This is a genomic window from Alloalcanivorax venustensis ISO4 (assembly GCF_015356855.1).
GTDB lineage: Bacteria > Pseudomonadota > Gammaproteobacteria > Pseudomonadales > Alcanivoracaceae > Alloalcanivorax > Alloalcanivorax venustensis.
The window spans coordinates 31,719-50,953 of the sequence record NZ_ARXR01000023.1 but is presented as its reverse complement, the minus strand read 5'-3'; the positions used below and the strand labels follow the sequence as shown (position 1 = coordinate 50,953).

16 protein-coding genes are annotated in these 19,235 nt (G+C 63.8%); 6 read left to right on the top strand and 10 right to left on the bottom strand.

What is annotated here, in order from left to right:
* Positions 1 to 1,373, top strand: a 1,373-nt coding sequence (locus tag ISO4_RS12520) for a Y-family DNA polymerase (RefSeq protein WP_194856447.1), incomplete at its 5' end; no start/stop codon positions are given.
* 1 nt (position 1,374) lies between these two features.
* Positions 1,375 to 4,503, top strand: a complete 3,129-nt coding sequence (locus tag ISO4_RS12515) for an error-prone DNA polymerase (RefSeq protein ID WP_194856446.1) — start codon at positions 1,375 to 1,377, stop codon at positions 4,501 to 4,503.
* A gap of 64 nt (positions 4,504 to 4,567) precedes the next feature.
* Here the strand turns inward: ISO4_RS12515 and ISO4_RS12510 are convergent, their stop codons facing one another.
* The 5 genes from ISO4_RS12510 to ISO4_RS17265 form a co-directional block, all read right to left on the bottom strand.
* Entirely contained in the window at positions 4,568 to 4,912 is a 345-nt protein-coding gene (locus ISO4_RS12510) for a VOC family protein (protein WP_142948890.1), read from the bottom strand.
* Positions 4,851 to 5,180, bottom strand: a complete 330-nt coding sequence (locus ISO4_RS12505; protein WP_370201764.1) for a putative quinol monooxygenase — start codon at positions 5,178 to 5,180, stop codon at positions 4,851 to 4,853. Before ISO4_RS12505 ends, ISO4_RS12510 begins: the two co-directional genes overlap by 62 nt.
* Before the next feature lie 167 nt (positions 5,181 to 5,347).
* Entirely contained in the window at positions 5,348 to 7,012 is a 1,665-nt protein-coding gene (locus ISO4_RS12500; RefSeq protein ID WP_194856445.1) for a hypothetical protein, read from the bottom strand.
* 100 nt (positions 7,013 to 7,112) lie between these two features.
* The gene (locus ISO4_RS12495; RefSeq protein WP_194856444.1) at positions 7,113 to 8,285 is read right to left on the bottom strand and encodes a helix-turn-helix transcriptional regulator; all 1,173 of its coding nucleotides are present in this window, start codon (positions 8,283 to 8,285) and stop codon (positions 7,113 to 7,115) included.
* A gap of 75 nt (positions 8,286 to 8,360) precedes the next feature.
* Entirely contained in the window at positions 8,361 to 9,317 is a 957-nt protein-coding gene (locus ISO4_RS17265) for a helix-turn-helix transcriptional regulator (protein WP_194856443.1), read from the bottom strand.
* Positions 9,318 to 9,511: 194 nt separating this feature from the next.
* On the opposite strand from ISO4_RS17265, the gene ISO4_RS12485 reads away from it, so the two are divergent.
* The gene (locus tag ISO4_RS12485; RefSeq protein ID WP_194856442.1) at positions 9,512 to 10,690 is read left to right on the top strand and encodes a saccharopine dehydrogenase family protein; all 1,179 of its coding nucleotides are present in this window, start codon (positions 9,512 to 9,514) and stop codon (positions 10,688 to 10,690) included.
* Here ISO4_RS12485 and ISO4_RS12480 read toward each other — a convergent pair whose 3' ends face one another.
* Genes ISO4_RS12480 through ISO4_RS12470 form a run of 3 tightly spaced genes read right to left on the bottom strand, consistent with a single transcriptional unit; the run spans position 10,691 to position 11,889 of the window.
* Complete coding sequence (locus tag ISO4_RS12480; protein ID WP_142948842.1) at positions 10,691 to 11,038, bottom strand: hypothetical protein; 348 nt, start codon at positions 11,036 to 11,038, stop codon at positions 10,691 to 10,693. It abuts the gene before it with no gap.
* The gene (locus ISO4_RS12475; protein WP_194856441.1) at positions 11,028 to 11,354 is read right to left on the bottom strand and encodes an antibiotic biosynthesis monooxygenase family protein; all 327 of its coding nucleotides are present in this window, start codon (positions 11,352 to 11,354) and stop codon (positions 11,028 to 11,030) included. Before ISO4_RS12475 ends, ISO4_RS12480 begins: the two co-directional genes overlap by 11 nt.
* Positions 11,355 to 11,385: 31 nt before the next feature.
* Positions 11,386 to 11,889: a DUF2244 domain-containing protein gene (locus ISO4_RS12470; protein WP_185956915.1), complete on the bottom strand. Its 504-nt coding sequence runs from the start codon at positions 11,887 to 11,889 to the stop codon at positions 11,386 to 11,388.
* A gap of 92 nt (positions 11,890 to 11,981) precedes the next feature.
* Here ISO4_RS12470 and ISO4_RS12465 point away from each other — a divergent pair, with 92 nt between their 5' ends.
* Together ISO4_RS12465 and ISO4_RS12460 are read left to right on the top strand one after the other, a co-directional pair.
* Positions 11,982 to 14,072 (top strand): LTA synthase family protein, encoded by a 2,091-nt coding sequence (locus ISO4_RS12465; protein WP_194856440.1) that lies wholly within the window; start codon positions 11,982 to 11,984, stop codon positions 14,070 to 14,072.
* Positions 14,073 to 14,081: 9 nt separating this feature from the next.
* On the top strand, positions 14,082 to 15,191 hold the full coding sequence (locus ISO4_RS12460; protein WP_228548102.1) for an NAD(P)/FAD-dependent oxidoreductase: 1,110 nt from the start codon (positions 14,082 to 14,084) through the stop codon (positions 15,189 to 15,191).
* Between the two features lie 179 nt (positions 15,192 to 15,370).
* Here the strand turns inward: ISO4_RS12460 and ISO4_RS12455 are convergent, their stop codons facing one another.
* Both ISO4_RS12455 and ISO4_RS12450 read right to left on the bottom strand, forming a co-directional pair.
* The gene (locus tag ISO4_RS12455) at positions 15,371 to 16,300 is read right to left on the bottom strand and encodes an electron transfer flavoprotein subunit alpha/FixB family protein (protein WP_142948846.1); all 930 of its coding nucleotides are present in this window, start codon (positions 16,298 to 16,300) and stop codon (positions 15,371 to 15,373) included.
* Positions 16,300 to 17,049, bottom strand: coding sequence for an electron transfer flavoprotein subunit beta/FixA family protein (locus ISO4_RS12450; RefSeq protein ID WP_142948847.1), 750 nt, complete (start codon positions 17,047 to 17,049; stop codon positions 16,300 to 16,302). Before ISO4_RS12450 ends, ISO4_RS12455 begins: the two co-directional genes overlap by 1 nt.
* 441 nt (positions 17,050 to 17,490) lie before the next feature.
* Here ISO4_RS12450 and ISO4_RS12445 point away from each other — a divergent pair, with 441 nt between their 5' ends.
* Positions 17,491 to 19,146: an electron transfer flavoprotein-ubiquinone oxidoreductase gene (locus ISO4_RS12445; RefSeq protein WP_142948848.1), complete on the top strand. Its 1,656-nt coding sequence runs from the start codon at positions 17,491 to 17,493 to the stop codon at positions 19,144 to 19,146.
* The last annotated feature ends 89 nt before the right edge of the window (positions 19,147 to 19,235 follow it).

Below are 19,235 nucleotides of genomic sequence, written 5' to 3'. Positions count from 1 at the left end.
CGGAGCACGGCCCGCGCCCGGAGCCGCGCGTGCTGGTGCGCGCCAACCGGGTGCTGCTGGCCAACCCGGCGGCCCGCGCCGCCGGCGTGGAAGCGGGCCTGCGCCTGGGCACCGCCCGTGCCCTGTGCGAGACACTGGAAGTGCACGAAGCGCGGGCCGACCAGCAGCACCAGGCGTTGCTGCGCGAAGCCCGCCAACTGCTGGCGCTCACGCCCCAGGTGTGCCCGGCGCCGCCGGCCACCGTGCTGCTGGAAGTGGGCGGCTGCCTGAAGCTGTTCGGTGGTTTTAAACCGCTGCTCGCCCGCGTCGACCGCTACCGGCTGCACTGCCCGCTGACCAGCCGCCTGGGCATCGGCCCCACGCCGCTGGCCGCCTGGCACCTCACCGACCCGCCGCCCCTCGACGCGCCCCCGGAAGCGGCGCGTTTCCAGGCCTGGCTGGCGGATCTGCCGCTCGCCGAGCTGGACCTGGACGAGCGCCTGCGCCGGCGCCTGCAGGCCCCCGGTTTCCGCACCCTGGGCGAGCTGTTCCCGCTGCCCCGGGCGGCGCTGGGCAAGCGCTTTGGGGTGGACTTCCTGGACTGGCTGCAGCGTCTGCTCGGCGAGCAGGCGGACCCGCGCAAACCGATTTCCCCGCCGCGCCCGTTCCGCGAACGGCTCGACTTCGACGACCCGCTGGACGATCTGGACCGGCTCAGCGGCCCGATGGGCACCCTGCTGGCCAAGCTGGAAGACACCCTGAACCGCCACCAGGAAAGCCTGGTGACCCTGCGCTGGCATCTGTACCTGAACAACGGCCACCGGGACACACTGATCGTACGGCGCGCCCGGCAGGGCCACGACGCCGCCACCTGGCTGGACCTCAGCCAGCGGCGTCTGAGCCACCATGAATTGAGCGCCCCGCTGCTGGGACTGGGCCTGGACGGCGGCCGCCCCCGGCCGCGCAACCCCGGCCTCGCCGAGCTGTTCCCGGACCCCGGCGCCCGCCCGCCGCTGGCCGGCCTGCTGGAAAAGCTCGCCGGCGAACCGGCGCTGGGCGTGTACCGCCCGGACCGGGGCGACGGCCATCTGCCGGAGGAAACCGAACGGGGCCGCGCGCCGCTGGCGTCGGCGCCCAAGCCGACCGCCGACGACGGCCGCGATCAGGACCGCCCCCTGTGGCTGCTCGACCCGCCCCGGCCGCTGACCCTGCGCGACCGGGTGCCCCACTGGCGCGGCCGGCCGCTGACCCTGTTCCCCCAGGAGGAACGCTTCAGCCAGCCCTGGCACGACCTGGCCGCGCGCCGCTACCGCGTCGCCCACCACCCGGACGGGCTTTGCTGCTGGGTGTTCGAGGACGACCAGGCGCGCTGGTGGCTGCAGGGCTTTTTCTGACATGGACTTCGCGGAACTGCATTGCACCTCCGCCTTCACCTTTCTCACCGGCGCCAGCCAGCCGGAGGAGCTGGTGTTGCAGGCCTGGCGCCAGGGCTACCGCGCCCTGGCGATCACCGACGACGGCTCCCTGGCCGGGGTGGTGCGTGCCTACCAGGCCCGCGAGAACCTCAAAAAAACCCTGGAGGACGAAGGCCGCACGCTGGATTTCCGGCTGATCGTGGGCAGCCACTTCCGCCTGCACCAGGACCGGGGCGAACTGCGCCTGGTGCTGCTGGCCCGCGACCGCCAGGCCTACGGCGAGATCGCCACGCTGATCACCCGCGGCCGCCGCCGCGCGGAGAAGGGCCACTACCGGCTGCACTGGCAGGACCTGACGCGCATCGACCGCAATGCCCTGTGCCTGTGGCTGCCCGCCGGCGACGACCGCGACGAACACCACGCCGCCCTGCTCAAGGCGCACTTCGGCGAGCGCCTGTGGCTGGCCTGCGAGCTGCTCCAGGACCGCAACGACGCCCTGCACTACCGCTACTGCTATCAGCTGGCGGACCGCTTCGGGCTGGCCATGACCGCCGCCAACGACGTCCACTACCACCGGCCGGAGCGCCAGCGCCTGCAGGAGCTGCTCACCGCCCTGCGCCTGAACACCACGGTGCGCGACCTGGGCCGGCGACGGTTCCAGAACGACCAGCGCCACCTGCGCGGCCTGGACCGGCTGGCCGGGATCTACCCGCCGGCGCTGCTGGAAGAAGCCGCCTGGATCGCCGAGCAATGCCACTTCGAAATGGACGAAATCCGCTACCAGTACCCGGAAGAAGTGGTGCCGCCGGGCCAGAACGCCGACGACTATCTCGCCGCCCTCGCCCACCAGGGCGCCGAAGCCCGCTACCCGGACGGCGTACCGGACCGGGTGCGCGCCCTGGTGGACAAGGAGCTGGGGCTGATCCGCCAGCTCGGCTACGCGCACTACTTCCTCACCGTGCACGACATCGTCGCCTTCGCCCGTGGCCAGGGCATCCTCTGCCAGGGGCGCGGCTCGGCGGCCAACTCCGCGGTGTGCTACTGCCTGGGCGTCACCGAGGTGGACCCGGGCCGCAGCCAGCTTCTGTTTGAGCGCTTTATCTCCCAGGAGCGGGACGAGCCGCCGGACATCGACGTGGACTTCGAGCACGAACGCCGCGAAGAAGTGATGCAGTACCTCTACCGCAAATACGGCCGTGACCGCGCCGCTCTGGCCGCCACCGTGATTCACTACCGCACCCGCTCGGCGGTGCGCGACGTGGGCCGCGCCCTGGGCGTGGACATGGACATCATCGAACGGCTGAGCAGCAACCTGGCCTGGTGGGACAAGCCCGACGCCCTGGTGGAACGGTTCCGGGAAGTGGGCCTGGGCGGCTCCACCCTGGGCCGCCACTACCGGGAACTGGTGCAGGAGCTGGTGGGCTTCCCGCGTCACTTGTCCCAGCACGTGGGCGGCTTCGTGATCACCCGCGACCCGGTGCACACTCTGGTGCCGGTGGAAAACGCGGCGATGCCCGACCGCACCCTGATCCAGTGGGACAAGGACGACCTGGAATCCCTGGGCCTGATGAAGGTGGACGTGCTGGCCCTGGGCATGCTCACCGCGATCCGCAAAACCCTGGACCTGGTGCAGGGCTACCGGGGCCGCCCGCTGGCCATGCAGGACATCCCCGCCGGCGACGAGGCCACCTACGACATGCTCTGCAAGGGCGACAGCCTGGGCGTGTTCCAGGTGGAATCCCGCGCCCAGATGAACATGCTGCCGCGCCTGCGGCCGCGCAAGTTCTACGACCTGGTGGTGGAAGTGGCGATCGTGCGCCCCGGCCCGATCCAGGGCGACATGGTGCACCCCTACCTGCGCCGCCGGGACGGCCTGGAAGAAACCGACTACCCGGACGCCAAAGTCAGAGCGGTGCTCGAGCGCACCCTGGGCGTGCCCATTTTCCAGGAACAAGTGATCAAGCTGGTGATGGTGGCGGCGGGCTTTTCCGGCGGCGAGGCCGACCGCCTGCGCCGCGCCATGGCGCGCTGGGGCAAAAGCGGCGAACTGATGGAATTCGAAGCCCGGGTGATCGACGGCATGCGCGCCAACGGCTACAGCGGCGACTACGCACGCCGCCTGTTCGAGCAGATGAAAGGCTTCGGCGGTTACGGCTTCCCGGAATCCCACTCCGCCAGCTTCGCGCTGCTGGTGTACGTGTCCGCCTGGCTCAAGCGCCACCACACCAGCGCCTTCTACTGCGGCCTGCTCAACAGCCTGCCGATGGGCTTCTACTCGCCCTCGCAGATCCTCCAGGACGCGCGCCGCCATGGCATCGAAATACGCCCGGTGGACGCCCGCCACAGCCACTGGGACCACAGCCTGGAAGAGCTTCAGCGCGAGAAGCTCGGCGTGCAACCGGCCCTGCGCCTGGGCTTGTGCCAAATCAAAGGCTTCAACCCGGAGGCCGCGCAGCGCCTGGTCCAGGCCCGCGCCGAAGCGCCCTTCACCGGCGTCGGCGACCTCTGCCGCCGCGCCCGGCTCGGCCAGCGCGAACGCGAAGCCCTGGTGGCCGGCAACGCCCTGCGCGGCCTCAGCGGCCACCGCCACCAGGCCCACTGGGACGTCCAGGGCCTGGAAGGCCAGCGCCCGCTGCTCGAAGACGGCACCCAGGGCGACCACGACGGCGTCTACCTGGACGCCCCCTCGGAATACACCACCCTGATCGAAGACTACCGCCACCTGGGCGTCAGCCTGGGCAAGCACCCCATGGCCCTGGTCCGCCACCTGCCCCGCTTCAAACGCGGTTACCGCGCCAAGGACCTGAAACGCGCGCGACCCGGCCAGGTGGTGCGCGTCGCCGGCCTGGTCACCAACCGGCAACGCCCCGGCTCCGCCAAAGGCACCCTGTTCATGACCCTGGAAGACGAAACCGGCAACACCAATGTGGTGGTCTGGAGCGCCATCCAGGAACGCTTCCGCACCGTGCTGCTGAAAAGCCCGATGGTCACCGTCACCGGCACCGTAGAAATCAGCCCCGAAGGTATCGTCCACCTGATGGCCGGCCGCCTCGACGACACCAGCGATGCCCTCAACGAACTGATCGTCCGCTCAAGAGACTTCAAATAACGAAAAGAGAATGGCTCGCTCGCGAAAGGGTGGCGCCAGCCACCCGGCGGGATACCAGAGGCCCCTAAACTTGCCAAAGCCCGTGGTCATTGCCACCAAGAATATAAATGGCAAACTTGCCCTTGCCGGGGATTTCCGTCGGCGCCATGGCGATCTTGGCCCCCGCGGCCTCAACGTCGACTACGGCCTGATCAATATCCTCCACCAGCCAATAGGGGCGAACCACCGGCGCCTCCGTGCTTCGCAGCGGCCCTCTCACGCCGACAATCGATCCATCGGCCAAGGTGCAGGTTCTGGCGCCACCGAGTAGTTCGTCCGGCTCACCAAATCTGACGCCGTGAGCAGCCTCATACGCTTTGCATACCGCATCCACATCCTCGGATACGATCTCCAAATAGTGAACTTTCATGATTCTTTCTCCCATCTCGTAATGCCGCTCTGAGTTCGCTGATATCCGCCCCCCAGGCTGAATCACGGACACATTCCTGGCGGCGCTGAAACGCGGCCTTATCGGCAAATATCTCGTACACAATAAAGGTGTTGTTGTGCTCAGCGCTTTGAGTGACTTCAAACTTCAAGCAGCCTTTTTCTTGGCGTGAGAGATCAATATGAGTTGAGAGGGCATCAACAACACCATCAAAATCCCCGTCGGGGACAATGATCCGGCCAGTTAAGATTACTTTCGATTATGAGCAACGGGAGAGAATTCGACATCGTGGTGTACCGCGACAGCAGCTTAACGGGTCAGCTGGTGGCGGATGGTGCTGACAGCGGTGGGGCTCTTAACGAGTTGGTCGTGGGATTTCAGAAAGACAGGGGAGCGTTTCCGCTCCCCTGTCTTTTCTTACTGAGCGGAACTGACCGGTTCAGCGGGAAGAACAAAATCGCTGATGAAGAAGCCCAGCAGGCTCTCCGTGGTCCCATCCACATGACGAAAATCAACAAGTACATCCTTACCGTTATTGACCTTTACCATCGTCCATGAGCCCGTGGACTCATCGTCCAGGCTTTCCGTGAAGCGCAGGGTCCCGCTGTCCGTGGTAGTCCAGGGCGCGTCGATGGTGCTTGTCTCTTGATCCTGGGTACCGGGGGAGAACGTCATCGTGCCACTGCCATCACCGTTCAGGGACACATCGGCGCTGTCTCCCTCACCGACCAGTTCAATGGTGAAATCAGCGCTCATTCCCTCTTCGAAACCCTGCTCGGAACGCTCCACCACGGCGACGCTACGGTTGCCGACAAGATCCCGCAGTTCCACGCTGAAACGGCCTATCCGCCCGAAGGTAATGACGTCCTCCGCGTCGAAAGCCATGCCCAGATCGCCATACGGGGTTGCTTCCACCGTGGCGCTGGCGCCGGGAGCACCGGAATTGCTGGCGTCGTACAAGCCGCCCGGGCCATCGGTTTCGGTTTCGACACCGTTTACCTGGAACTGATCATTGGTGATGGAATACGTGCCCCACTCGGACGATGTCGGGGTCAGATTGTCGCCGGTATATACGTCCTGGTTATCGGAATGCGCGACCACGTAATGGCTGCCATCCAGGATCGTTAGAACATTGAATCCCACGTCTTCCGGCAGATACCAAGCGCCAACATAGTCGTTGCCCTCATTTTTAACTGCCTGGAAAGCGGTGGTGGCCTCCTCCTCGCTACCTAGAACCAGCTCATCACCCACCAGATTGATGGTATCCGAACAGAAGGTGTCGTCGCCGCAAATACCTCCCGACGCATCGGAATCACCGACCACCTCGAAGGACACGTCGCCGCTTTGCGGATTCCAGTCATAAAAGCCCCATTCGGCGGTCGCCGCGCCCTGGTCGTCATTGCCGTATTTGTGCGCGACGATATAACGGCCGCCGTGCATGAAGGTGAGAACGTTGATCTCTTCACCGTCGGGCCCTTTTCCGTTGCTGCTTTCTCCGGCGGGTTCAACGAATACCCAGCTGCCACGCAGGTCAGCCTGTTGAGACTCATTGAAATGGGTCTCCGCATCCTCGGCACTGACCAGATCCGAATTGGTTTGCGACCTTACTTCGGAATCATAAGCGGTCTCGAACGAGGCGGCTGGCTGAGCCAAATCCAATTGAGCGTTTGCCAGGTCCGTGTGGGTCTGACCCGGGATGGTAATCCCGTTATCCGGATCACCGTCCTGATCCAGCGACTGTAAAAGGCGCAGGATATTGGTGACCTGATCCGGCTGTTCGTCGCTGGCCATGTCGGCGGGAGTGACCCGGCCGGTCGCCGGTACCGAAGGCAAGGGAATGCCGCCGATCATAAACGTGACGGTGTCGCCGTCGACATAATCGTATTCGCCTAGAGCGTTGGTGCTACCGCTCCTGTTGCCCGGCGAGGTCCGGTAATTGATTCCCGCCACCGCGCTATCGGTGAAGACGCCCGTTCTTGCATTTTCGGCGGGCGCGTCTGAGCCACCGTCCGACGAAGATCCACCACCACAACCAGTCAACGCCACGGCACAAGCCAATGCAGTGAGCTTCAAGGTATTCATGATTCCTCCAGTACTATCAAACAAGTTCGAGAGCACTAGCTAATCATCTGCGACTGAAGCGCACATCCCCAAGATGGGGGATACAACCGGCTGCCACCGATCAAGACAGAAACGGCGTTCTCGAGCGCCCCTGCCGGTCGCGGGTGGCCGGTAACGCTTTCACCAATCGGGTGAGTTGCGCCTGGCTGGACACATCCGTTTTAAAGTAGATGCTCTTGATCTGACTTCGCACGGTATGCAGCGACACCCGACGGAAAGACGCGATCTTCGCGGCGGTCTGCCCACCGGCTACCAAGGCGGCGATCTCCGCCTCCGCCTGCGTGAGGCCGAGCAGGTTCGCCAGTTTTTTAGTGTCGAATTCAGGCTCCGCGTCACCATCCACCAGATAGAGGGCGGCATGGGCCGGTACCGGCATCAGTGGCCTGTCGGCATCGGGATGCAAGGGGACGACCTGCAGCAACAATGGCGACCGTTCCGGGCGCGGCAAGGCAATGACGCCTCCCGTCACCGGCGCGCCCGCCGTGCCACCGGCGAAAGAGGCCTTCAAAAGGAAATCCAGCCTCTGCTGTGCCTCGCCGTTCTGCAATAACACCCTTTTGCCAAGACGAAGAGCGTGTGGATTATCTTGGATATGACGCCACGCGGCCTCGGAAACGTGTACCGCACGCTGATTGGCATCAAGCAGTATGAAAGCGCTGAAGCGGCCCGTATGCTCCAAATACCCCTGTTTCTGCTTTTGCTGATGGATTATGGCTTCCAGTCGAAGAGCACGGCGAATATGCGGTGCCAAAGCATTGAAGGCATCGGTTTCATAACGTCTGAAATGGCCCTGACCGCCTGTCCGCTGAAAAAACATCTGAATAGTCTGGCCCTCGAACTGCCAGACCGTGCCGCTGGCGCCATGGTGAATATCAAGCTCTTTGGCCCAGTCGTTAAAAAATTCGGAACGGTAGAAGGTTTTCTGGTCGCAGATGCCGTCCAGGTAAGAAGAATAGAACTTACCCGGCGGCAGATGGGCCAGCCCCGGGCGCCAGGGACACAAATTGACGAAGTGATCCACAAAGGCTTTATGGGCCTTATCGTCAGTGTTGACCTGAACACCTGAATACACCTGATCCGCTTGTTGATTCATTACCAATAGTCGGGCCGACCGACTACCCGACTGGCGAACCATTTCTTTAAGGAACCCGTGCCAGCCGGACACCTCGTAAGGCGCGAAGTAAAGTTGATCCAGCAAGCGCTCCGACGCCAAAAGCCCACGCGTATTGTTCATTATCCCTCCCTGAACCCTCATTGGTTATCATCTCCCCAGAGAACAAATAACCAGAAGCCGTTTATATTGTCACCTTCAAAGCGGCAGATTCAGCACCATGGCGGTAAGTTGCGATTGAGAGTGAGTACCGGTCTTGCGGTAAATGTTTTTAAGATGGTGACGAACGGTATGCAAAGACACACCCAATGCAGCGGCAATGTCCGCCGGACGGCCCCCTTGAGCAATCCGTGTCGCAATGCGTGCTTCTTGTTCCGTTAGTCCCAACCAACGAGCAATGGCGCCCTCGTCGTCTATGTCTTCACTATCGATAGCCAGAATAAAAACAGCAATCAGACCATTCGACTCGAAAATCCCATCAATTCCGGCTTCCTCGAAACTGACCAGCAAACGCACGACACCGGTCTTTTCCGGCAGTGCCATCATGCCGGAGCCTCTTTGACCCATACAGTAACGAACCAGATCCGAGAATTCCGTTTGCTTCTTATAACCGGATAGATACAAATGGTTGTCTCTTAATGTCATGCGGCTCGTTTGCGAGAGCCAGTCCTTGGCCCGGGTAGAAACAAACACGACTTCCTGTTGGACATTGAGCAGTAACAGAGCGCCCTGGTTGGGCCTGCTCACGGCGGCGTGCCGGTCCATCAGTAATCTGGAAGCGCCGTCCTGTCGTAACGCACGGGCGATATGTGGCATCAGTTCATCAAGAACGCTCCGGTCCCGTGGAGTGAAGGGGTCGCCTTCGCCGACACGTTGAACCTTCAGCTCGACCACCAGGCCATCCGCGACGAAACGGCCATGGAGTGCGCCACTATTTGCATCCTGAAAATCCGAATCACCTGCTTGCCCGGCCAGATTCTGGCCCGGAAGCTCGGCGACCACTTGTTCGGTTTGCTTGTCTATTCTCAGAAGCCGTGCAGCATCACCGCGCACAAGCTCACAAATCAGGTTCAGGCAGTCGCACCATCCGCTTCCTCCATGCGGCGCGAAATATATGCTATCGAGCACCTTTGTCAGGTCCGGTTCGCCGGCCACCTTATTCCCCTTATCAGTGATCCGGAATTATCCTAAACACCGGCGGTCCGCGGCGCATCCCCCAACCTGGGGATAAGAGTACACGCCGCGCCATGACTCTCTTGCCCATAAAAAGGCCGTTCCCCACCCTGCCCAGGGGCGCGGCACGGGCTCTATAGTAGGCGCATCATTCGCAACAGAACGGATTGCCGATTATGAGCAACGGGAGAGAGTTCGACATCGTGGTGTACGGCGCCAGCGGCTTCACCGGCCGGCTGGTGGCGGAGTATCTGCATCAGCAGTACGGCGCCGATGGCGACGTGAAGTGGGCCATGGCAGGCCGCAGCGAGGAGAAGCTGAAGGCGGTGCGCGAGGAAATCGGCGTGCCGGATTCGGTGCCGCTGATCACCGCCGACGCCGACCAGCCGGAGACCCTGGAGGCGCTGGCGAAGCGCACCCGCGTGGTGCTGACCACGGTGGGGCCGTACCAGCTGTACGGCGAGCCGCTGGTGGCGGCCTGCGCCAAGACCGGTACGGACTATGTGGATCTGTGCGGCGAGCCGGCGTGGATGCGCCAGATGATCGACGCCCACGGCGAGGCCGCCAAGGCGAGCGGCGCGCGGATCGTGTTTTCCTGCGGGTTTGATTCTATCCCGTTCGATATGGGCGTGTACTTCCTGCAGCAGTACGCCAAGGAGAACCTGGGCGCCTACCTGCCCCGCGTGAAGGGCCGGGTGCGCAAGATGAAGGGCACCTTCTCCGGCGGTACCGCCGCCAGCCTGCAGGCGACCCTGGTGGCCGCCAAGAAGGACCCGAAGATCTACCAGCTGCTCACCGACCCGTTTTCCCTGACGCCGGGCTTCAAGGGCCCGGAGCAGCCGGAGCCGAGGGAGCCGGTCTACGACGACGAGCTGCACACCTGGCTGGCGCCGTTCGTGATGGCGACCATCAACACCCGCAACGTGCACCGCTCCAACCAGTTGCTGGGCCACGCCTACGGCGATCAGTTCGTGTACGACGAGATGATCCTCACCGGCCACGGCGAGAAGGGCAAGGCCACCGCCGAGGCGGTGACCAACGACCGCTCCCTGTCCGGTAAGGACGCGCCCAAGCCCGGCGAAGGCCCGAGCAAGGAAGAGCGCGAAAACGGCTTCTACGACGTGCTGTTTATCGGCGAGACCGCCGACGGCCGGCAGTTGAAGGCCAGCGTGTCCGGCAACCGTGACCCGGGCTACGGCTCCACCTCGCGGATGATCGCCGAGAGCGCCCTGTGCCTGGTGCAAGACGCCGACGATACCGCCGGCGGCATCTGGACCACGGCGCCGGCGTTCGGTGACAAGCTGATCAAGCGGCTGGTGGACAACGCCGGCCTGAAGTTCCAGATCGAGGGCTGATCAGGGTTCTTCCCGGATCGACTCCAGCTCGATTTCGCGGCCGGCGTTTTCCTGGTAGTGGAAAACGCCGGTGACGCGTACCCGCTTGCCCAGATGGGCTTCCACGTTTTCCACCGGCTTCAGGGCCACCCGGTTCAAGTCGTCGTCCTCGATCCAGTAGTGCAGCGGGTCCTGGAAATGGCGCACGGTGCCGGCGGTGGTCACCAGTTCGCCGTCATAGTCGGCCGGCTGTTCGGCGAGCATTCGCAGCGGCGCCGCCTGAGGCGCGTCGGAATAGTCGCAACCGGCCAGACCGATCAGCGCGGCCAGCAGCGCCGCCCTGCCCCACACCGACCGTCTAGCGCTCACCGTCACCTCCATCGGGGTGCACTTCCCATTCCGGCTCTTCGAATTCGCCCAGCGGGGTGATCTCGCAGGTGCGGGCGTGTTTTTCCAGAATCGCTTTGACCTTGGCGCTGCGGCTGTCGTCCTTGGCGTCCCGGTGCGCCTTTGAGTCCCAATGGGCGATGGCCAGCAGGGTGTCCGGCTCGCCGATCTTGCGGTGCAGGTAGGTGCCGCGGGCGCCCGGCGTCTGCTGGATGATCTCGCTGGCTTCGATCCAGCCCTGGGCGTATTCCTCCACGGTGTAGCCGTCCTTCATGCGTACTTCGAAGATGTACTTCATTGCAGTCTCCTGTTGGGGTTGGCATCGGGGCTCAGCCCTGCACCCACCAGCGGTCCGAGGTTTCCACCAGGCCGGCGTCGCGCAGCGCCTGGCGCGCCTGTTCGCGGCCGTCGCCGTTGAGAAAGGCGCCCAGCTCCAGGCGGGTGTCGTCGTCGCACAGATGCAGGCCGATCATGTCCACCTCCTTAACCGGCAGCACCACGTGCAGGTGCGCCGCCGGGCGCGCCAGAATCCACTCCCGGTCCGGGCCGCGCACGCCCTCGTGCAGCACCACCCTGCCCCGCTCCACGGCGATGCGCTGGTGCAGGTAGGACAGGCGGAAACAGACCCGGTAGAGCAGATAGCCGATCAGCCCCACCTCGATGAACGCGAACGGCAACGCCAGCCAGATGCCGGCCAGGGTCCAGGCCGCCGCCACCGTGAACACCACCACCGCGATCAGCGCGATAAAGCGTTTCACCTGGGGCCAGTCGGCGGAGAGGTGAGGCTTCAGCGTCACCACCGTGACGCCGTTCCGGGATTCAGTTGCCACCATAAGAAGGGGTCTCCAATACCGCATGCACTGCGGACCCTGTATCGGTAGCATAGGCCGCCTGAATTTCCTATCAACCTGACCCGGAGGCATACATGGGGTGGTGGAAGTCACGCCGGCTTCGTTTTCTGACATCCAGCGTGGTGGCGCTGTTCGCACTGTTCGTGGTTATGAGAGCGGTGTTCTTCGCGTTCTTCTCCGAAGTGGGCGACACCGTGCAGGCGGATTCCGGCGACCTTTACCATGCCCTGGGCGTGGGGCTGCGCTTCGATCTGCGGCTGGCGTTGCTGATGGTGCTGCCCCTGGCGGTGCTGGCCTGGCTGCCGCGCTTTAATCTGGTGCGCTCGGCCCCGGTGCGGGTGCTGGGGCTGGTGTACATCACCCTGGCGGTGCTGGTCGTGGTGCTCACCTATATCCTCGACTTCGGCCATTACGTCTACCTGGGCGACCGGCTGAACGTGACCGCCTTCCGCTTCCTGGAAGATACCGCGATCTCCACGCGCATGGTCTGGGAAAGCTATCCGGTGGTGTGGATCACCCTGGGCTGGCTGGCCGTGACCGCGGTGATGGCGCTGATCTTCCGGGCGCTGGCGCGCCGTTTCCTGCTGCGCGCGCCGATGCCCATGGGCACCGGCAGCAAGTGGATCGGCGGCGTGGTGGTGTTCCTGGCACTGGTGTTCGGCCTGCTCGGCCGGGTCTCCGACATCAACCTGGAAAACCCGGTGCCGCTGCGCTGGAGTGACGCCTTCGCCTCCGGCAATAACGCGGTGGCGGCCCTGGGGCTGAATCCGGTGCTGTTCCTCTACGACACCACCCTGCTCAGCAGCGAGCCCTTCGACCGCGAGGCGGTGGAGAAATACTACCCGCTGATGGCGGACTTCCTGGCGCTGCCGGAGCAGGCCCGGGAGCCGCTGAATTTCGAGCGCAACGTGTCGGTCCAGCCGCACCGGCTGGACGTGGACCGGCCGCCGAACATCGTGGTGGTGATGCTGGAATCGCTGGGCGCCAGCCGCGTGGGCGCCTACGGCACACCGTTCGACCCCACCCCCAATCTCGACCGCATCGCCCGCGAAGGCTGGTTCTTCGAGCACTTCTACGTGCCGGTCACCGGCACCGCGAAAAGCATCTGGGCGTTTCTCACCGGCATCCCCGACGTGGCGCCGGAGGAGACCGCCAGCCGTAACCCGCTGATCGGCCACCAGCGCAACATCGTCAACCAGCTGGAGGGCTACCGGAAGCTGTACATGGTGGGCGGCAACGCCGGCTGGGCCAACCTGGAGGCGGTGCTCACGCGCAGCATCGACGGCCTGGAGCTCTACGAGGAAGGCGACTGGCAGTCGCCCAACGTGGACGTTTGGGGCATCTCCGACCTGAACCTGTTCAAGGAATCCCACCGGATTCTGGAGGCCCTGCCGTCGGACCAGCCGTTCTTCGCCTTTATCCAGACCGCCGGCAACCACCGGCCCTTCACCATTCCGGAGAACAACGACGACTTCGAGACCCGTTCGCCGCCGGAACAGGAACTCAACGCCAACGGCTTCCGCAATACCGCCCAGTACAACGCGGTGCGGCTGCTCGACTACAACGTGGGCCGCTACATGGACATGGCCCGGGAAAGCGATTACTTCGATAACACCATCTTCGTGTTCTTCGGCGACCACAACAATCGCATCACCACCCTCTCGCACATGCCGCCCTTCCAGGAGCAGCTGGGCCTGGAAAGCCACCATGTGCCGCACATGCTGTACGCCCCCGGCCTGCTGGAGCCGCGCCATGTGAAAGACGTGGTCAGCCTGGTGGACGTGATGCCGACCCTGGCCGGCATGCTGGGTATGGAATACCGCAACACCACCCTGGGCCGGGACATCCAGATGCCGGCCCCGGAGGGCGAACGCAGCGCCTTCGTGGTACTGCGCGAGGGCCCGGCGCCGCAGATCGGCATGGTCACCCGCGAGCACCTGGCGCGCCTCAACCACGACGGCGAAGCGGCCACCCTGCACGAGCTGTACAGCGACGAGCCTGAGCAGGACCGGGCCGGCGACGACCCGGAAACCTTCCAGAAGCTGTTCGATCTGGCCCGGGGCACGTACGAGACCTCCCGCTATCTGTTCTACGACAACGCGGTGAACGACGGCAAAGGCGAGAAAGCGGCCTCCGGAGACGTTGAACCGGAAGGGGCACGGTAAGGCCAAGCCATGTCCTTGCCGCTGGAAGAAACCGGCTGCGTGGTGATCGGCGCCGGCGTCATCGGTCTGGCGGTGGCCCGGCGCCTGGCCCGGGCCGGCCAGGCGGTGGTCGTTCTGGAGGCGGAAGCCCACATCGGCGAGCATCTTTCCTCGCGCAATAGCGAAGTGATCCACGGCGGGCTCTACTACCCGCCCGGCTCGCTGAAAGCGGAAACCTGCCTGCGCGGCAAGGCGCTGCTCTACGAGTACTGCGCCGCCCGGGGCATCGCCCACCGCCGCTGCGGCAAATGGGTGGTGGCCAGCCCCGGCCAGACGGGAGCTCTCGAGGACTTGCACGCCAACGCCCGCGCCGCCGGCGCCGAGGGGCTCAGCCTGGTGAGCCGCGAGCGGCTGCGCCGGGAGGCGCCCTGGCTGCGCGCGGAGCAGGCGCTGGAGAGCGCCACCAGCGGCATCGTCGACAGCCGCGGCCTGATGGCCAGTCTGGCCGCGGAAGCGGAAAACCACGGCGCGGTGATCGCCCTGCGTCACCGGGTGACGCATATCGACTGCCGGCCGGGGCGTTTCACCCTCACCGTGGAAGGCCCGGACCAGCCTTTCCAGCTGCGCGCGGAGCGCCTGATCAACGCCGCCGGCCTCGGCGCGGTGCCGCTCACCGGCCTGCTGGACGGGTTGCCGGAAAAGCACCGGCCGGAACAGCGCTTCGCCAAGGGGCACTACTTCAAGCTGCGCGGCAAACCGCCCGCCGAGCGGCTGATCTATCCCCTGCCCGACGCCGACGGCCTGGGTGTCCACCTGACCCTGGATCTGGCCGGCGGCGCCCGTTTCGGGCCGGACGTGGAGTGGGTGGAACGGCCGGACTACCGGGTGGACGAAAGCCGACGGGAAAGCTTCGAGCAGGCGGTGCGGCGCTACTGGCCGGGCCTGCCGGCGGGCGCGCTGCACCCGGACTACGCCGGCGTGCGCCCCAAGCTGTGGCTGGACGGCAAGCCCTACCGGGACTTTCTGATCCAGGGCCAGGGGGAGCACGGTATCGACGGCCTGGTAAACCTGCTCGGCATTGAATCGCCGGGGCTTACCGCCGCCCTGGCGCTGGCGGAGCGACTCGAAGAATCGGCATAACTATGGAGTTGGAACAGGCCTCTGGGATCCTCCGGGGCAACCGTTGCCGGCAAGCTTTGCTTGCCTTTCGCGGGCGGGGCCCGCTCCCACAGCCCGCCCCGACCTCCACAAATTTCGGGCATAAAAAAAGCCCGGCGCGAAGGCCGGGCTTTTTCGTTGATACCGATGTTACATCGGGATCAGAGCTTGCTGTCGAGCTCCGGAACGGCCTCGAAGAGATCCGCCACCAGGCCGTAGTCCGCCACCTGGAAAATCGGGGCTTCCTCGTCCTTGTTGATGGCAACGATCACTTTGGAGTCCTTCATGCCGGCCAGGTGCTGAATCGCACCGGAGATGCCCACCGCCATGTACAGCTGGGGTGCGACGATCTTACCGGTCTGACCCACCTGCATGTCGTTGGGTACGAAACCGGCGTCCACGGCGGCGCGGGAGGCACCGACGGCGGCGCCCAGCTTGTCGGCCACCTTGTACAGGATCTCGAAGTTGTCGCCGTTGCCCATGCCGCGGCCACCGGAGATCACGATGTCGGCGCTGGTCAGCTCGGGACGGTCGGACTTGGCCAGCTCTTCGCTGACGAAGCTGGACAGACCGCTGTCTTTCACCACGTCCAGGTTTTCCACGGACGCGGAGCCGCCTTCCGCCGCCACGCCGTCAAAGGAAGTGCCACGCACGGTGATCACTTTCTTCTCGTCGGCGCACTTGACGGTGGCGATGGCGTTACCGGCGTAGATCGGACGCTTGAAGGTATCGCCGTCGATCACGTCGGAGATCTCGGAGATCTGGGCGACGTCCAGCAGCGCGGCCACACGCGGCGCGAAGTTCTTGCCGGTGGTGGTGGCGGCGGCCAGGATGTGCTTGTAATCGGCGCCCACTTCGGCGACCAGCTCGGCGATGTTCTCGGCCAGCTGATGCTCGTAGGCGTCGTTGTCGGCGCACAGTACCTTGCTCACGCCTTCCGCCTTGGCGGCTTCCTCGGCCACGGCGCCGCAGCCTTTGCCGGCGACCAGCACGGTGATGTCACCGCCGATTTCCTTGGCGGCGGCGAGAACGCTCAAAGTAACCTTGTTGAGCGTGGCGTTGTCGTGTTCGGCGTAAACTAAAACACTCATCAGATCACCTTCGCTTCGTTCTTCAGTTTCTCGACCAGCTCGTCCACGGAGCCCACCATAACGCCCGCCTTGCGCTCGGCCGGTGTTTCCACCTTCTCGATGGTCACGCGGGGGGTCATATCAACGCCCAGATCAGCCGGGGTTTTAACGTCCAGCGGCTTCTTCTTGGCTTTCATGATGTTGGGCAGGGAAGCGTAGCGCGGCTCGTTGAGACGCAGGTCGGTGGTCACCACCGCCGGCAGTTTCAGTTCCACGGTCTGCAGGCCGCCGTCGATTTCACGGGTCACCTTGACCTTGCCTTCTTCCACGTTCACTTCAGAGGCGAACGTGCCCTGGGGCATGCCGGTCAGAGCAGCCAGCATCTGGCCGGTCTGGTTGTTGTCATCGTCGATGGCCTGTTTGCCGAGGATCACCATTTCCGGCTTTTCCTCTTCAACGATGGCTTTCAGCGCCTTGGCGATGCCCAGCGGCTGAATCTCTTCATCGGTTTCCACCAGGATGGACCGGTCGGCGCCCAGCGCCATGGCGGTGCGCAGCTGTTCCTGAGCGGCTTTCGGGCCGATGCTGACAGCGACGATTTCGGTCACGACGCCTTTTTCTTTCAGGCGTACCGCTTCTTCCACGGCGATTTCGCAGAAGGGGTTCATGGCCATTTTCACATTGGCGAGATCAACGCCAGAGTTGTCCGCCTTCACGCGAACCTTAACGTTGTAGTCAATGACTCGCTTGATGGGTACAAGAACCTTCATAGGATCCTCGGAATCTTCCACTTGGTGACTGAAGTCGCTTCCGTCCGGGGGCTGCCACAAAGCAGGGTTTGGAAGCCCACCGTGCCTTGTGGCAACCCGCCCGAATACTCGCTTTCACCAGTACTTAATAAGGACGGAAACGATGAAAGAGGCGAGACGACGCCGAACGCCGGGGCCCCGCGCGAGAGCCGGTATCTTGAACGCTGCCCCCCGGCAGGTCAATAGGCCGAAGTCGGGTAAGCGGATGATTTTGCTGCCAATTGTGTCGTTGTTTCATGACCCGCCGGTCGCCGATATCCTTGTAAATCAACCACCTGGCAAGGGATAATCCAAACAAGTGTTTGAATCGGCGTGAAAGTCGATTCCGAAAAGTGGTGCGATATGGAGGATGCCTTTATACTCCGCGCCACCCCAAGAGAACCGAAAGCTAGGAGACAGGCTGTGGAACGCGAATCTATGGAAGTCGACGTCGTCATCGTCGGCGCCGGTCCGTCCGGTCTGGCAACCGCATGCCGCCTGGGTCAAATCGCCCAGGAAAGCGGTCAGGAACTCAGCGTCGTGGTGGTGGAGAAAGGCTCTGAAGTAGGCGCCCATATCCTCTCCGGCGCGGTATTCGAGCCGCGCGCGCTTAACGAGCTGTTCCCCAACTGGAAAGAACTCGGCGCCCCGCTGAACACCGAAGTCGGCGGCGACGAAATCTTCTACTTCACCGGCGCCGAGAAAGGCTCCAAGGTGCCCAACCCGTTCGTGCCCAAGACCATGCACAACGAGGGCAACTACGTTATTTCCCTGGGCAACCTGTGCCGCTGGCTCGCCGAACAGGCGGAAGGCCTCGGTATCGAAGTGTTCCCCGGCTTCGCCGCCACCGAAGTGCTCTATAACGAGGACGGCTCGGTGAAAGGCATCGCCACCGGCGATTCCGGCATCGACCACAACGGCGAGAAGAAGCCCAGCTACACCCCCGGCATGGAGCTGCACGCCAAGTACACCGTGTTCTCCGAAGGCTGCCGCGGCCACCTGGGCAAAGGGTTGATGGAAAAATTCAACCTGCGCGAAGGCGTCGATCCCCAGCACTACGGTCTGGGCATCAAGGAACTGTGGGAAATCGATCCGGCCAAGCATCAGCAGGGCCTGGTGGTGCACACCGCCGGCTGGCCGCTGAGCGAATCCGGCTCCCACGGCGGTGGCTTCCTGTACCACATGGAAGACAACCAGGTGACCCTGGGTCTGATCACCGACCTGGGTTATTCCAACCCGCACGTTTCACCCTTCGATGAAATGCAGCGCTGGAAAACCCACCCGGAAATCAAAAAATTCCTGGAAGGCGGCAAGCGCGTCAGCTACGGCGCCCGGGCCATCGCCAAGGGCGGCCTGCAGTCCCTGCCGAAGATGACCTTCCCGGGCGGTCTGCTGGTGGGCTGTGACGCCGGCACCCTGAACTTCGCCAAGATCAAGGGTAACCACACCGCCATGAAGTCCGGCATGATCGCCGCGGAAGTGATTTCCAAGGCCATCAAGGACGGCCGTGGCAGCGACGAGCTGACCGAGTACAAGAGCCAGTTCGAGAGCAGCTGGGTGTTCGAAGAGCTGCACACGCAGCGCAACTTCGGCCCGGCCCAGCACAAGTTCGGCAACCTGCTGGGTTCCGCCTTCGCGTTCGTGGACCTCAACATCCTCAACGGCAAGATGCCGTTCACGATGCGGGACACCACCCCGGACCACGACACCCTGAAGCCGGCGGATCAGTGCAAGAAAATCAGCTATCCCAAGCCGGACGGCAAACTGACCTTCAACAAACTGGATTCGGTGTTCCTGTCCAACACCAACCATGAAGAAGATCAGCCCTGCCACCTGACGCTGAAGGACCCCAGCGTGCCGATCGAGTACAACCTGCCCAAGTACGACGAACCGGCGCAGCGCTACTGCCCGGCGGGCGTGTACGAAGTGGTCGAGGACGAAAGCACCGGTGACAAGCGCTTCCAGATCAACGCGCAGAACTGTGTGCACTGCAAGACCTGCGACATCAAGGACCCCACCCAGAACATCCACTGGGTGGCACCGGAAGGCACCGGCGGCCCGAATTACCCGAACATGTAATCCGGCCGGTTCAACCGCAACAAGAAAGGCGCCTTAACGGCGCCTTTTTTGTGTCCGGAATTTGGGCTGCGGGCCCTTGTGCGAGCACC

Bases quoted from the DNA above. Each gene is read 5' to 3' on its own strand.
- ISO4_RS12450 (WP_142948847.1), bottom strand. From the start codon at position 17,049: ATGAAGGTTCTTGTACCCATCAAGCGAGTCATTGACTACAACGTTAAG.
- ISO4_RS12460 (WP_228548102.1), top strand. From the start codon at position 14,082: ATGTCCTTGCCGCTGGAAGAAACCGGCTGCGTGGTGATCGGCGCCGGC.
- ISO4_RS12475 (WP_194856441.1), bottom strand. From the start codon at position 11,354: ATGAAGTACATCTTCGAAGTACGCATGAAGGACGGCTACACCGTGGAG.
- ISO4_RS12470 (WP_185956915.1), bottom strand. From the start codon at position 11,889: ATGGTGGCAACTGAATCCCGGAACGGCGTCACGGTGGTGACGCTGAAG.
- ISO4_RS12465 (WP_194856440.1), top strand. From the start codon at position 11,982: ATGGGGTGGTGGAAGTCACGCCGGCTTCGTTTTCTGACATCCAGCGTG.
- ISO4_RS12515 (WP_194856446.1), top strand. From the start codon at position 1,375: ATGGACTTCGCGGAACTGCATTGCACCTCCGCCTTCACCTTTCTCACC.
- ISO4_RS12455 (WP_142948846.1), bottom strand. From the start codon at position 16,300: ATGAGTGTTTTAGTTTACGCCGAACACGACAACGCCACGCTCAACAAG.
- ISO4_RS12500 (WP_194856445.1), bottom strand. From the start codon at position 7,012: ATGAATACCTTGAAGCTCACTGCATTGGCTTGTGCCGTGGCGTTGACT.
- ISO4_RS12485 (WP_194856442.1), top strand. From the start codon at position 9,512: ATGAGCAACGGGAGAGAGTTCGACATCGTGGTGTACGGCGCCAGCGGC.
- ISO4_RS12510 (WP_142948890.1), bottom strand. From the start codon at position 4,912: ATGAAAGTTCACTATTTGGAGATCGTATCCGAGGATGTGGATGCGGTA.
- ISO4_RS12495 (WP_194856444.1), bottom strand. From the start codon at position 8,285: ATGAACAATACGCGTGGGCTTTTGGCGTCGGAGCGCTTGCTGGATCAA.